Source organism: Salinicola sp. DM10 (genome assembly GCF_017306975.2).
GTDB lineage: Bacteria > Pseudomonadota > Gammaproteobacteria > Pseudomonadales > Halomonadaceae > Salinicola.
In genome coordinates this window covers 1-13,559 of sequence record NZ_JAFLEN020000007.1, presented here as the reverse complement: position 1 = coordinate 13,559, position 13,559 = coordinate 1, and the positions used below count along the sequence as shown (strand labels likewise).

The 13,559-nt window shown below is 65.4% G+C and carries 10 protein-coding genes; 7 read left to right on the top strand and 3 right to left on the bottom strand.

Translation table 11 applies throughout. The features are described 5' to 3' along the window. Window positions 1-26: 26 nt before the first annotated feature. Window positions 27-839 carry an outer membrane protein assembly factor BamD gene (locus tag J0A90_RS17420; RefSeq protein WP_035470448.1) on the bottom strand — a complete coding sequence of 271 codons (813 nt, stop codon included), beginning with the start codon at window positions 837-839 and terminating at the stop codon, window positions 27-29. Window positions 840-958: 119 nt separating this feature from the next. Between J0A90_RS17420 and rluD the strand changes: the two genes are divergently transcribed. The 3 genes from rluD (at window position 959) to clpB (ending at window position 5,485) form a co-directional block, all read left to right on the top strand. Then, on the top strand, window positions 959-1,918 hold the full coding sequence (gene rluD / locus J0A90_RS17415; protein WP_207037198.1) for a 23S rRNA pseudouridine(1911/1915/1917) synthase RluD: 960 nt from the start codon (window positions 959-961) through the stop codon (window positions 1,916-1,918). Continuing rightward, a complete protein-coding gene (pgeF, locus tag J0A90_RS17410; protein WP_370635811.1) occupies window positions 1,915-2,718 on the top strand; it encodes a peptidoglycan editing factor PgeF in 804 nt (267 codons plus the stop codon). The genes rluD and pgeF overlap by 4 nt, the downstream gene beginning before the upstream one ends. 181 nt (window positions 2,719-2,899) lie before the next feature. Next, complete coding sequence (gene clpB, locus J0A90_RS17405) at window positions 2,900-5,485, top strand: ATP-dependent chaperone ClpB (protein ID WP_207037199.1); 2,586 nt, start codon at window positions 2,900-2,902, stop codon at window positions 5,483-5,485. Window positions 5,486-5,578: 93 nt separating this feature from the next. Here clpB and J0A90_RS17400 read toward each other — a convergent pair whose 3' ends face one another. Beyond that, window positions 5,579-6,952: a sugar porter family MFS transporter gene (locus J0A90_RS17400; RefSeq protein WP_207037200.1), complete on the bottom strand. Its 1,374-nt coding sequence runs from the start codon at window positions 6,950-6,952 to the stop codon at window positions 5,579-5,581. Between the two features lie 569 nt (window positions 6,953-7,521). On the opposite strand from J0A90_RS17400, the gene J0A90_RS17395 reads away from it, so the two are divergent. Both J0A90_RS17395 and ilvN read left to right on the top strand, forming a co-directional pair. Beyond that, window positions 7,522-9,246 (top strand): acetolactate synthase 3 large subunit, encoded by a 1,725-nt coding sequence (locus J0A90_RS17395; protein WP_207037201.1) that lies wholly within the window; start codon window positions 7,522-7,524, stop codon window positions 9,244-9,246. After that, window positions 9,246-9,737 (top strand): acetolactate synthase small subunit, encoded by a 492-nt coding sequence (ilvN, locus tag J0A90_RS17390; protein WP_035470452.1) that lies wholly within the window; start codon window positions 9,246-9,248, stop codon window positions 9,735-9,737. Before J0A90_RS17395 ends, ilvN begins: the two co-directional genes overlap by 1 nt. A gap of 131 nt (window positions 9,738-9,868) precedes the next feature. On the opposite strand, the gene ilvY is transcribed toward ilvN, so the two are convergent. After that, entirely contained in the window at window positions 9,869-10,753 is an 885-nt protein-coding gene (ilvY, locus tag J0A90_RS17385; protein ID WP_207037202.1) for an HTH-type transcriptional activator IlvY, read from the bottom strand. 179 nt (window positions 10,754-10,932) lie between these two features. Between ilvY and ilvC the strand changes: the two genes are divergently transcribed. Next, on the top strand, window positions 10,933-11,949 hold the full coding sequence (ilvC, locus tag J0A90_RS17380; protein ID WP_035470454.1) for a ketol-acid reductoisomerase: 1,017 nt from the start codon (window positions 10,933-10,935) through the stop codon (window positions 11,947-11,949). A gap of 191 nt (window positions 11,950-12,140) precedes the next feature. Then, window positions 12,141-13,013 carry a CDP-diacylglycerol--serine O-phosphatidyltransferase gene (gene pssA, locus J0A90_RS17375; protein WP_051895614.1) on the top strand — a complete coding sequence of 291 codons (873 nt, stop codon included), beginning with the start codon at window positions 12,141-12,143 and terminating at the stop codon, window positions 13,011-13,013. Window positions 13,014-13,559: the final 546 nt, after the last annotated feature.

The window sequence follows — 13,559 nt, the reverse complement described above, 5'->3', positions numbered from 1 at the left end:
AGGTCGCGGTTTTTTTGGGTCCCGGCTCAGCCGTTGGCTGTGAGCGGCGGGTTCACCTTGACGTGCTTGGGCTCGAAAGTGTTGCCATCGAGCTGGGCGTTGTCGGGGTCGTTGGCGATCAGCGTCTTGAGCACGCTCTGGGCGCGACCGCGCATGTCCAGACCCAGGTAGCCTTCGACCATCACCGCCAGGGCATCGCGGGTCGCGGTGGACTTGGGGTAGTGCTCGATCACCCAGCGCCCGCGCTCGATCGCGGCGACATAGGCGCCCTTGCGCAGGTAGAAGTCGGCCACCTGCAGCTCGTGGCGCGCCATCACGTTGCGCAGATAGATGATGCGCTGGCGCGCATCCGGGGCGTAGGCGCTGTCGGGGAAGCGCCGCACCAGCTCGCCGAAGTCGACATAGGCGTCACGCGAGGCGCCCAGGTCGCGCTTGGAGATGTCGATCAGCTCCAGGCCTTCGAGGCTGAAGCGGCCCGCCTGATAGGCGGCCAGCCCACGCATGTAGTAGGCGTAGTCGACCTGCGGATGATCCGGGTGCAGGCGAATGAAGCGGCTGGCGGCGGCGCGCGCCTGCTCCCAGTTCTCCACCTTGTAGTAGGCGTAGATCTGCTCCAATTGCGCCTGCTCGGCGTAGCGACCGAAGGGGAAACGGGTATCGAGCGCTTCCAGCTGGGTCACCGCGGTGGAGAAACGGCCGGCATCGAGCGAGCTCTGGGCCTGCTGGTAGAGCTCCTGCTCCTGCAGATCGGGGGCGGGCTCGTTACTGGCGCACCCGGCGAGCAGCGCGCCCGACATCAGCAGGGCGCCCAGTGCGGGAAATCGCGCTGAAAATCGCATCGTCATCCTCGTATCAACCAATCCCTGGCGGCCGTGATAGAATCCGCCGAATCCGCTCACTATAAAGCAAACCCCGGTAGCGGCGAAATGTACCGGCGAAACGGAATCCTTCCCGACGTATGGCCGACATCCTCAAGCGTGACGAGCGCATACCCGAGCATTTGGCCGGACGACGTCTGGACCAGGCGGCGGCCGAAATGTTCCCCGAGTTCTCCCGCGAGCGGCTCAAGAGCTGGATCCAGCAGGGCGAGCTGAGCCTCGACGGGCGCACGGCGCGACCCAAGGACAAGGTGTTCGGCGGTGAACGGCTGGCGCTCGACGCGCAGCTGGAAGCCGAGACCCGCTGGGAGGCGCAGGATATCCCGCTGTCCATCGTCCACGAAGACGACGCGGTGGTGGTGATCGACAAGCCCGCCGGGCTGGTGGTGCATCCCGCCGCCGGCAACCCCGACGGCACCCTGCTCAACGCCCTGTTGCACCATTTTCCGGCGCTGGCCGGTATCCCCCGTGCCGGCATCGTGCACCGTCTCGACAAGGACACCACCGGGCTGATGATGGTGGCCAAGACGCTGGAGGCCCAGACCGCGCTGGTCGAGCAGCTGCAGGCGCGCAGCGTGTCGCGGGAGTACGACGCCATCGTGGTCGGCACCATGACCGCCGGCGGCACCGTGGATGCGCCGATCGGGCGCCATCCCAAGGATCGTCAGCGTCAGGCGGTCACCGCGGGTGGCAAGCCGGCGGTGACCCACTACCGGGTCCAGGAGCGCTTCCGCGGGCACACCCACGTGCGCTGTCGTCTGGAGACCGGACGCACCCACCAGATCCGCGTGCATCTGGCCCACGTGCGCTACCCGCTGGTTGGGGACCCGGTCTATGGCGGGCGGCTCAAGCTGCCCGCCGGCGCCGGCGAGTCGCTTAAGACGCTGCTGCGCGATTTCCCGCGCCAGGCGCTGCATGCGCACAAGCTGCGCTTCACGCATCCCGTCAGCGGCGAGCCGGTGGAGTGCCGCGCGCCGCTGCCCGATGACATGTTTTTGCTGTTGGATGCGCTGCGTCAGGACCGGGAGGGCGAGGCATGAGTCTGAGTGACGCTTCCGGACTGCCCGGCATGGCCCCGCCGGCCAGCGATGCGCCGACGCTGATCCTGCCTGACTGGGCGGCGCCGAGCACCGTCGGCGCCTTCGTCACCACGCGTCAGACAGGCCCCAGCCGCGGCCACTTCTCCGCCTTCAATCCGCAGGGCTTCAAGGGCGACGACCCGCAGACGGTGGCGCGCTGCCGTGAGCTGCTGTCGCTGGAGGTGGGCGATGGGCGCCCGCTGTTCTGGCTCAAGCAGGTCCATGGGGCGCGGGTGATGCAGAGCTATCAGCCCGAGTACCGCGAGACGCCGCCCGAGGCCGATGCGGCGGTCACCAGCGGGCGTGACTACGCCTGCGTGGTGCTCACCGCCGACTGCCTGCCGGTGTTCTTCTGCGATCGTGCGGGGACCCGAGTAGGCGTGGCCCACGCCGGCTGGCGTGGCCTCGCCGGTGGCGTGCTGGAGGCCAGCGTGGCCGCGCTGGGCGTCGATCCGAGCGAGATCCTGGTGTGGTTCGGGCCGGCGATCTCGAATGCCCAGTTCGAGGTCGGCCCGGAGGTGTTCGAAGCCTTCGTTGCGGTCCAGCCGGAGGCCGAGAGCGCCTTCGATCGCAGCCCCTACCGGCTCGGCCACCACATGGCCGATCTCTACAAGCTGGCGCGTCTGCGCCTCGAACGCCTGGGCATCCACTCGATCAGCGGGGGTCACTTTTGCACCGCCTGCGACGAGACGCGTTTCTACTCCTACCGCCGTGATCAGGGTCGCACCGGGCATATGGCCAGCGTGATCTGGCTGCGCTGAGGCGCGCTTTCCTGCTCCCCCAGTATCCGACTCTCACATGAATGAGATTCGTCTGCGTCCATTTGGCGCAGGCGAATTTTTCATGCGCAGCGCTTGAATTGTGCAAACATACCTCCATCTAGCTGTCAACTGATGAACTGATTCGCCGCCGACCCGGTCGGCCGGCTCTGGAGGGAATCCGATGCGTATGGATCGCATGACCACGAAGTTGCAGAACGCCCTGGCCGAGGCGCAATCGCTGGCGGTTGGCCGCGGCCACAATCAGCTCGACCCGGGCCACCTGCTGATGGCGCTACTGGAGATGCGCGACAGCGGCGTCAAGGGCCTGGTGCAGAAGGCGGGCGGCGACGTCAGCCGTCTGCGCGAGGGGCTGACGAGCTATCTCGACAAGCTGCCCGAAGTCGGCCAGTTCGACGGCAACGTCAGCATGAGCCAGGACCTGGGGCGGCTGTTCAATCTGGCCGACCGCGAGGCCCAGAGCCGCGGTGACCACTACATCGCGATCGAGCTGGTGCTGCTCGCCGCGCTCGATCTCAAGGGCGGCGTGGCCAAGGTACTGACCCAGGCCGGGCTGGAGCGTAAGCGTCTGGCCACGGCGATCAGCGAGGTGCGCGGTGGCGCTCAGGTCGACGACGCCAACGCCGAAGAGAAGCGCGAGGCGCTGGAAAAGTACACCCTCGACCTGACCGCCCGCGCCAGCGACGGCAAGCTCGACCCGGTGATCGGGCGCGACGACGAGATTCGCCGCACCATCCAGGTGCTGCAGCGGCGGACCAAGAACAACCCGGTGCTGATCGGCGAGCCAGGCGTGGGCAAGACCGCGATCGTCGAAGGGCTGGCGCAGCGCATCGTCAACGGCGAGGTGCCGGAGGGGCTCAAGGAGAAGCGCGTGCTGTCGCTGGACATGGGCGCACTGCTGGCCGGGGCCAAGTTCCGCGGCGACTTCGAGGAGCGGCTCAAGGCGGTGCTCAACGAGCTGGCCAAGGAAGAGGGTCGGGTGATCCTGTTCATCGACGAGCTGCACACCATGGTCGGCGCGGGCAAGGCCGAGGGCTCGATGGATGCCGGCAACATGCTCAAGCCGGCGCTGGCCCGCGGTGAGCTGCACTGCGTGGGGGCGACCACCCTCGACGAGTACCGCCAGTACATCGAGAAGGATGCGGCGCTGGAGCGACGCTTCCAGAAGGTGCTGGTGGACGAGCCCAGCGAAGAGGACACCGTCGCCATCCTGCGCGGGCTCAAGGAGCGCTACGAGGTCCACCACGGGGTCGACATCACCGACGGCGCGATCATCGCCGCGGCCAAGCTCTCGACCCGCTACATCACCGACCGCCAGCTCCCCGACAAGGCGATCGACCTGATCGACGAGGCGGCCTCGCGCATCCGCATGGAGCTCGACTCCAAGCCGGAGGAGATGGATCGTCTCGAACGGCGTCTGATCCAGCTCAAGATGGAGCGTGAGGCGCTGAAGAAGGAGACCGACGAGGCCTCGCGCAAGCGCCTGGAGAATCTCGAAAGCCTGATCGATGAACTCGAGCGCGAATACGCCGACCTCGAGCAGGTGTGGAAGGCGGAGAAGGCCAGCATCCAGGGGGCGGCCCAGTACAAGGCCGATCTCGAACAGGCGCGTATCGACCTCGAAGCGGCGCGGCGCCAGGGCGATCTCGGACGCATGTCCGAGCTGCAGTACGGGGTCATCCCTAAGCTCGAGCAGCAGATCGCCGAGAGCAGCGAGAGCGAGGCCAGCGGCGCGGCGGAGCACCAGCTCCTGCGCTCCAACGTGACCGAGGAGGAGATTGCCGAAGTGGTGTCGCGCTGGACCGGGATTCCGGTGGCCAAGATGCTCGAGGGCGAGCGTGACAAGCTGCTGCGCATGGAGGAGGCGCTGCACGAGCGGGTGATCGGCCAGGACGAAGCGGTCACCGCGGTGGCCAACGCCGTGCGCCGTTCGCGGGCCGGGCTCTCCGATCCCAACCGGCCCAACGGTTCGTTCCTGTTCCTCGGTCCCACCGGGGTGGGCAAGACCGAGCTGTGCAAGTCGCTGGCCAGTTTCCTCTTCGACACCGAGGAAGCGATGGTGCGCATCGACATGTCCGAGTTCATGGAGAAGCACTCGGTGGCGCGGCTGATCGGGGCGCCGCCGGGCTATGTCGGCTACGAAGAGGGCGGCTACCTGACCGAGGCCGTTCGCCGCAAGCCTTACTCGGTGCTGCTGCTCGACGAGGTCGAGAAGGCGCATCCGGATGTCTTCAACATCCTGCTGCAGGTACTCGAGGATGGGCGCCTGACCGATGGCCAGGGGCGCACGGTGGATTTCCGCAACACCGTGATTGTGATGACCTCCAACCTGGGCTCCGATGTGATCCAGCGCATGGGCGGCGAGGAGTCCGACTACGCGGCGATGCGCGATGCGGTGATGGCCGTGGTGGGCAACCACTTCCGCCCCGAGCTGATCAACCGTATCGACGAGGTGGTGGTGTTCCACGCCCTTGGCCAGGAGCAGATCCAGGCGATCGCCTCGATCCAGCTCGAGCGTCTGCGCCGGCGGCTCGCCGAGCGCGATCTCGGGCTCGAGGTCAGCAGCGACGCCATGGCCCAGCTGGCGGTGGTGGGCTTCGACCCCGTCTACGGGGCGCGCCCGCTCAAGCGTGCGATCCAGAACCGGATCGAGAACCCGCTGGCGCAGGATCTACTGGCCGGGCGCTTTGCTCCGGGCGATACCATCCGGGTCCGCGCCGAGGACGATCATCTGGTGTTCTCGACCTGATATCGCTGCACGACGCATAACCATGACAGAGCCCCGCCGATAGGCGGGGCTCTTGTCTTTTCTGGGGCGGGGCTTGCCGAGAGCCCGGGTTGCTCAGGCGCGGGCGGGCTGGCGCCGGGGCGCCGTCGGGTCGCTCGCGCCGCGCACCAGGCGGCGCTGCAGCGCCTCCAGCGAGACGCCCTTGGTCTCGGGCATCAGGAACATCACGAACAGCACCTGCAGCACCATCATCACGGCGAAGAAGGCGAATACCGGCCCGCCGTTGAAGTGCCCCAGCACCGTGGGCATCACTAGCGCAATGCAGGCGGCACAGATCCAGTGCACCGAGCTGCCGAAGGACTGGCCGCGGGCGCGTACCTGGTTGGGGAAGATTTCGGCGATGAAGACCCAGATGATCGCCCCCTGGCTGATGGCGTGGGCGGCGATGAACAGACACAGCAGCAAGGGCACGTCGAGGCCGCCCAGATCATTCGAGAAGAAGGCGCGCGAGATCAGCACCAGCGAGACGATATACCCCACCGAGCCGATATAGAGCAGGGTGCGCCGCCCCAGGCGGTCGATCAGTGCCATGCCGAGCATGGTGAACAGCAGGTTGATCACCCCGATGCCCACGGTCGAGAGCAGGGCCGCGCTGCTGCCGAGCTGGGCCGCTTCGAGTACCCGGGGGGCGTAGTAGATGATGAAGTTGATGCCGGAGAGCTGATTGAAGAAGGCAATCAGGAACGCCAGCAGGATCGGCAGGCGATAGCGGCCGGAGAAGAACGCCGGTCGCGCCTGCTGCCCGTCGCTGTCGTCGGCGGCGCGAATGGCGGTGACCTGGGCGTCGACGTCGGCCTGCGGGTCGAGCTGACGCAGCACCGCGGCGGCGCCCTCGGTGTCGTTGCGGTGCAGGATCAGCCAGCGCGGGCTGCGCGGAATGCGCAGCACCATCAGGGTGTAGATCAGCGCCGGCAGCGCCTCGACGCCGAGCATCCAGCGCCACGCCTGGCCGTCGACCAGCGCGCCGATCACATAGTTGGAGACGAACGCCATCAGGATGCCGAATACCACGTTGAACTGATAGAGCCCCACCAGCAGGCCACGGCGCTCGCTCGGCGCGATCTCGGAAATATAGGTGGGAGCCGCCACCGAGGAGACGCCCACACCGATACCGCCTATTAGGCGGAAGAACGAGAACCAGTAAGGATCGCTGGCCAGTGCCGAGCCCACCGCCGAGATCAGATAGAGCCCGCCGATCAGCAGCAGGGTGGCGCGCCGGCCCAGGCGGTCGGTGGGGTAGTTGCCCCAGATGGCGCCGATCACCGTGCCCCACAGCGCCATCGACATCACCAGCAGACCGTGCTGCAGGTCGCTCAGCCCCCACAGCGCCTGGATGGGCTTGTCGGCGCCGGAGATGACCGCGGTATCGAAGCCGAATAGAAACCCGGCCAGGGCTACCGTGATCGACCACTGGACGATACGCGACATGGAACTCCTCCTTCTCCGGGTCGAACGACGCGGTATGCATGAGATGAATCGATTCAGCTTGCGCATTACAGCAAGGGATCGACGCAGATGCGAGCGTTCGTCGGTAGACTTTCGTCGCGCTTCGGTAAACGGAGGGGGCGCGTGTCGGGCGCCGAGGGCCGGCGCTGACGCCGGGTGTCCGCCAAGGTTGACACTCCGGGAGCGCTGGGAGAATCTAGGCGACTCCTGATTGCGGGCGCAGCCATTGTCGGGCGACCCCTGGCCGCTGCGTGAAGGGTAGGTTCTGCGTGACCTCTACCCGCCTGTCGAAGGAACTCTTTCTCAGGAAAGAGGGGAACGGGCCACCCGCTCGTCCCCGCCAACCCCACACGGCGATCTGCCGTGCCGGGAGCCGCGTCGACCTGCCGGTCACGACGGTTTCCATGAGTGCGGGTCCCCACCCAGGGCCCATAGCCAGGATTATGGCATCAGGCGCCGACGGCATGTCGGTAGCGGCGTACCGCCGCATTAACGCTACGCGATCGCGGAAATCGCGCAGTGGCACTCGAACCTCCAGGGGAGACTCACCAGTGGAATTACTTTCCGGCGCCGATATGATCGCCCGCTTCCTGAAAGACGAAGGGGTGGAGCATATCTACGGCTACCCGGGCGGTGCGGCATTGCACATCTACGATGCCCTCTTTCGCCAGGATAGCGTCAAGCACATTCTCGTTCGCCACGAACAGGCCGCGACCCACGCCGCCGACGGCTATGCCCGTGCCACCGGCAAGCCCGGCGTGGTGCTGGTCACCTCCGGTCCCGGCGCCACCAATGCCGTCACCGGCATCGCCACCGCCTACATGGACTCGATTCCCATGGTGGTGCTGTGCGGCCAGGTGATGAGCCACCTGATCGGCGAAGACGCCTTCCAGGAGACCGATATCGTCGGCGTGACGCGCCCGGTGGTGAAGCACAGCTTCTCGATCAAGCACCCGAGCGAGATCCCCGAGGTGCTGAAGAAGGCGTTCTACCTCGCCGCCACCGGACGCCCCGGCCCGGTGCTGGTGGACATTCCCAAGGACATGACGTCGCCCACCGAGCGCTACGAGTACGTCTATCCGAAGAAGGTCAAGATTCGCTCCTACAACCCGGTCACGCGCGGGCATACCGGCCAGATCAAGAAAGCGGTCGACATGATGCTCAAGGCGCGGCGTCCGGTGTTCTATACCGGCGGTGGCATCATCACCGGGCGCGCCTCCGAGGCGCTGACCGATCTGGTGCAGCGTCTGGGCTTTCCGATCACCACCACGCTGATGGGGATCGGCGGCTTCCCCCAGGGTGACCGCTGCTCCCTCGGCTGGCTCGGCATGCACGGCAGCTATGAAGCCAACATGGCGATGCACCACGCCGATCTGATCATCGCCATCGGCGCGCGCTTCGATGACCGCGTCACCAACAACACCTCGAAGTTCTGCCCCACGGCCAAGATCGTGCATGTCGATATCGACCCCAGCTCGATCTCCAAGACGGTGCGCGCGGACGTGCCCATCGTCGGTGCCGCAGGCAGCGTGATCGACGAGATGATCAGCCTGCTGCAGGACCGCGAGCCGGCCAGCCCCGATGCACTCACCGAGTGGTGGAAAACCATCGACGGCTGGCGCGCCGAGCGCGAAGGCAAGCTCTACGAGCCGTCGAAGCCGGGCGAGGCACTCAAGCCGCAGGAGGTGATCGAGGCGGTCTACCGCGCCACCCGCGGCGAAGCCTTCGTCACTACCGACGTGGGGCAGCACCAGATGTTCGCGGCCCAGTACTACAAGTTCGCCAAGCCCAACCGGTTCATCACCTCCGGCGGCCTCGGCACCATGGGCTTCGGCTTCCCGGCGGCGATGGGCGTCAAGCTCAATTTCCCGCAGGACGACGTGGTCTGCTTCACCGGTGAAGGCAGCTTCCAGATGATGATGCAGGAGCTGTCGACGTGTAAGCAGTTCGATGTCGGGGTCAAGATCGTCAACCTCAACAACCAGTCGCTGGGCATGGTGCGCCAGTGGCAGGATCTCAACTACAAGTCTCGCCACGCCCACTCCTACATGGAGTCGCTGCCGGACTTCGCCAAGTTGATCGAGGCCTACGGCTTCACCGCGATCAAGGTGACGACCTTCGCTGAGCTGGAGCCGGCGCTGGAGCGTGCCTTTGCCGACACCAACGAACTCGTGTTCCTCGATATCTACGTCGATCCTTTCGAACACGTCTATCCGATGCAGGTGCCGCTGGGCTCCATGCGTGACATGTTGCTGTCGAAGACGGAGCGGACCTGATGCGCCATATCATCTCGATTCTGCTGGAAAACGAACCCGGCGCCCTGTCCCGCGTGGTGGGGCTGTTCTCCCAGCGCAACTTCAACATCGAAACGCTGAACGTGGCGCCGACGGAAGATCCCTCGCTGTCGCGGCTGACCGTCACCACGGTGGGCGACGACCGGGTGATCGAGCAGATCACCAAGCACCTCAACAAGCTGATCGACGTGGTCAAGCTGGTCGACCTGACCGAGGGCAACCATATCGAGCGCGAGCTGATGCTGGTCAAGGTCAAGGCGCTGGGCGCCAGCCGTGACGAGGTCAAGCGCACCGCGGACATCTTTCGGGCGCAGATCGTGGACGTGACGCCGAGCGTCTACACCGTGCAGATCACCGGCGATGCCGGCAAGCTCGACGCCTTCGTCCAGGCGATGGCGCCGATCGGCATTCTCGAAGTGGCGCGGACCGGGGTTTCCGGTATCGCCCGCGGCGACAAGCTGCTGTCGCTGTAGCCGCGTCGACGGCAATGGCACGACGCCCGGCGGAAGCGATTCCGCCGGGCGTTTTGCTATGGGGTCTCGGGATTGGGGCTCGTGGAATGGGGACTCGCGGGGCGCGCCGGGGTAGCGCGGTCGAACGTGGTTCAGCCCGGCAATTGCGTCCAGAGCGCTTCGATCAGGGCGCTCTTGAGACGGCGCTTGAGCACGCACAGGCCGACGTCGTAGTGGGGCAGCTCGGGCTTGACCGGCAGAATGGCGATACGGTCGAGCAGCGGGCTGTTGTCGAGCACGATGCGCGGCACGATGCCCACGCCGAAGCCGAGCCCGACCATGCTGACGATCGCTTCGTTGCCGGCGACCTGGGCGTAGATGCGCGGACGTACCCCGAGGGCGCGGAACCAGGTGTCGGCATGATCGCGGGAAAGCCCCGACTCCGACAGGATCATCGGCACGTCGCGCCACTGGGCAGGCGTTGGCACCTCCGGGGTCGCCGGCAGCCAGGCGGCACCGTCACGCGGGGCGATGAACACCAGCGGCGACGTCGCCAGCGGCTTGAACGCCACCGCGTCCGGCAGGCTGCGCGGGCGCGCGGTGATCGCCATCTCCTCCTGCTCGGCCTGGACCCGGGCAATCGCATCCGCCGGGTCGCCGGTGTGCAGCTTGATCTCGATGCGCGGATGGCGCTGGCGGAATTCGCTCAGCAGACGGTAGAGGAAGCTGTAGCTGGCGGTGACCGAACAGTAGATGCTGAGTTCGCCGGCAAGCTCCCGAGTCTCTGCCATCAGCTCGCGCTGCAGCGTCTGCCACTGCTCCAGCGTCTCCCGCGCATAGGTGTGGAAAAGCTGCCCCTCCCGGGTCAGCTCGACATGGCGATTGTCGCGCTCGAACAGGGTCACGCCCAGGCTCTCCTCGAGCTGGCGCAGAGAGCGGCTCAGGGTCGAGGGGCTGACATGGCAGGCGTCGCTGGCGCGGCCGAAGTGGAGATGGTCGGCCAGGGCCAGAAAGTGGGTGAGCGGGCGATAGTCCATGAAGCGTGCTCGTTGCTGAATGTGAAATGTCGCATTGCAAATATAGCGTTTTACGCAACGAGGCGCTTGCCTTATCGTGGCATCACGGTTCGACGATCACCGCCCGCTCTGGCGGCCGGCGCGATCGCTATACCGACCCGACACTTTTCAGACTGCTCGCATCGATATCGGAGTTTGCCATGCACGTGTATTACGACAAGGACTGTGACCTCGCGCTGATCCAATCCAAGCAGGTCACCATCGTGGGTTATGGCTCCCAGGGCCACGCCCACGCCAATAACCTGAAGGAGTCCGGTGTCGACGTGACCGTGGCACTGCGCAAGGGTTCCTCTTCCGCCGCCAAGGCCGAAGGTGCCGGCCTCAAGGTGGCCAGCGTCGCCGAGGCGTGCAAGAGCGCCGATGTGGTCATGATCCTGGCGCCGGACGAGAACCAGAAGGTGATCTACGAGCAGGAGATCGAGCCGAACCTGAAAGAGGGTGCCACCGTTGCCTTCGCCCACGGCTTCAACATCCACTACAGCCAGGTCCAGCCGCGCGCCGATCTCGACGTGATCATGGTCGCGCCCAAGGCGCCGGGCCACACCGTACGTTCCGAGTTCGTGCGTGGCGGTGGTATCCCCGACCTGATCGCGATCCACCAGAACGCCTCCGGCCAGGCCAAGGAGATCGCACTCTCCTACGCCGCGGCGATCGGCGGTGGCCGCAGCGGGATCATCGAGACCACCTTCAAGGACGAGACCGAAACCGACCTGTTCGGCGAGCAGGCGGTCCTCTGCGGCGGCGCGGTCGAGCTGGTCAAGGCGGGTTTCGAGACCCTGACCGAAGCGGGCTACGCCCCCGAGATGGCCTACTTCGAGTGTCTCCATGAGCTCAAGCTGATCGTCGACCTGATGTACGAAGGCGGCATCGCCAACATGAACTACTCGATCTCCAACAACGCCGAGTACGGTGAATACGTGACCGGCCGCGAGATCATCAACGAGAGCTCGAAAGAAGCGATGCGCAAGGCACTCAAGCGCATCCAGGATGGCGAATACGCCAAGATGTTCATCGCCGAAGGCGCCTGCAACTACGCCTCGCTCAACGCCCGCCGGCGCCAGACCGCCGAGCACCCGATCGAGCAGGTGGGTGAGAAGCTGCGTGGCATGATGCCGTGGATCACCGCCAACCAGCTGGTCGACAAGAGCAAGAACTGAGCTGCATCGAACGCGGTAGGCAACGAGGGGCGCGACCGAGGTCGCGCCCCTTTTGCGTGTATGTCCGCTTGTCTGCCCGGGTGAAAGTTTGCGTGCGCGGGTAGGGTATGTGTCGCGATTGCCGCTAGGCTGTGGGTAGAATTGCCCGGCTTGCATACCGGAACGCTCTCGATATCAAAGGACTCGCCGCCATGACGCAGGAAGAACGCCACCACGAGCAGGAGCCCGAAACCATCACCATCGGCGCGACCTCGCCGCTGTTCGACGACGAGGACGAGGTGATCGAGGAAACGGTGGAGAACGGCAAGCGCATCCGCCGTCGCGGCATCTATCTGCTGCCCAATCTGTTCACCCTCTCGGCGCTGTTCGCCGGCTTCTACTCGATCGTCGCGGCGATCAACGGTGACTACGCCAAGGCGGCGATCGCGATCTTCATCGCCATGGTGCTCGACGGTCTGGATGGCCGGGTGGCGCGCCTGACCAACACCCAGAGCGCCTTCGGCGCCGAATTCGACAGCCTCGCCGACATGGTCTCGTTCGGCATGGCGCCGGCGCTGGTTGCCTTCACCTGGATTCTCCAGGATATCGGCAAGATCGGCTGGATCGCTGCCTTCATCTTCGTCTCCGGGGCGGCGCTGCGGCTGGCACGCTTCAACGTGCAGATCGGCAGTACCGACAAGAAGTGGTTCGTCGGCCTGCCCAGCCCCTCGGCCGCCGCAGTGGTCGCCGGCTGCGTCTGGGTCTTCCATACCTTCGATGCCGAGTCCATCGGCTTCAAGGTACTGATGACGGTTGTCGTCGCCGCCGCCGGCGTACTGATGGTGAGCAACGTGCGCTACCACAGCTTCAAGGAGATCGACTTCAAGGGCCCCGTGCCCTTCGTCTTCCTGCTGGTGATCGTGCTGCTGTTCGTGCTGATCTCGATCGAACCCTCGGTGATGCTGCTGGCGCTCTTTGGCTGCTACGTGGTGTCGGGGCCGCTGTTTGCGCTGGGGCGACTCAACAAGGCGCGCCGGGACAAGCGCCGCAGCGCCTCTGGTGACCAGCAGGCCCAGGACGACTGACGCAGGACTGCCATCGACGGCTATTGACGCCCGCCTCGTGCGGGCGTCGGCGTCTCTGGCCTGATGGATTTTCCTTCAGAAGTCACGCCATACGCGGCCTCTAGCGCCGGCGCCGGAACGCGGCGACACTTTTTCGACATTTCCCCTTGCCAAGGCCGGGGGAGATCCGTAAAGTACGCATCCGCTGACGCCGAGACAGGTTCTCGGGGTTGGTAGAAAGGCTAGCTAAGCTGTTGAAAAGATTGAAAAAAATCGATTGACGCTTAGCCTCGGAGGCGGCAAGATGTGCCCCTCGCTTTTCCAGGATCGGTTCTCAAGCAGCAACGTGAGCCGGGCAAGAATCGACAAGAAAGACGTTGACATCTTCGCCAAGATCCTTAAAATACGCCTCTCCTTACGGCGGCCCAGAAAGCAAGCGCTGACAAGCACTTGAGTCACTTTCGGGTCACGGCAGAAGGCTCGGATCTCCACGTGAGACGAGGCTTCAAGTAAGGACGCTCTTTAACAATCGATCAGGTAATTGATGTGGGCGCTTGTCTTGCGTGA

What these genes read in the sequence shown, in the direction of transcription:
- ilvN (WP_035470452.1), top strand. Translation starts at nt 9,246, where the DNA reads ATGCGCCATATCATCTCGATTCTGCTGGAAAACGAACCCGGCGCCCTG.
- clpB (WP_207037199.1), top strand. Translation starts at nt 2,900, where the DNA reads ATGCGTATGGATCGCATGACCACGAAGTTGCAGAACGCCCTGGCCGAG.
- J0A90_RS17420 (WP_035470448.1), bottom strand. Translation starts at nt 839, where the DNA reads ATGCGATTTTCAGCGCGATTTCCCGCACTGGGCGCCCTGCTGATGTCG.
- pgeF (WP_370635811.1), top strand. Translation starts at nt 1,915, where the DNA reads ATGAGTCTGAGTGACGCTTCCGGACTGCCCGGCATGGCCCCGCCGGCC.
- pssA (WP_051895614.1), top strand. Translation starts at nt 12,141, where the DNA reads ATGACGCAGGAAGAACGCCACCACGAGCAGGAGCCCGAAACCATCACC.
- ilvY (WP_207037202.1), bottom strand. Translation starts at nt 10,753, where the DNA reads ATGGACTATCGCCCGCTCACCCACTTTCTGGCCCTGGCCGACCATCTC.
- rluD (WP_207037198.1), top strand. Translation starts at nt 959, where the DNA reads ATGGCCGACATCCTCAAGCGTGACGAGCGCATACCCGAGCATTTGGCC.
- J0A90_RS17400 (WP_207037200.1), bottom strand. Translation starts at nt 6,952, where the DNA reads ATGTCGCGTATCGTCCAGTGGTCGATCACGGTAGCCCTGGCCGGGTTT.
- ilvC (WP_035470454.1), top strand. Translation starts at nt 10,933, where the DNA reads ATGCACGTGTATTACGACAAGGACTGTGACCTCGCGCTGATCCAATCC.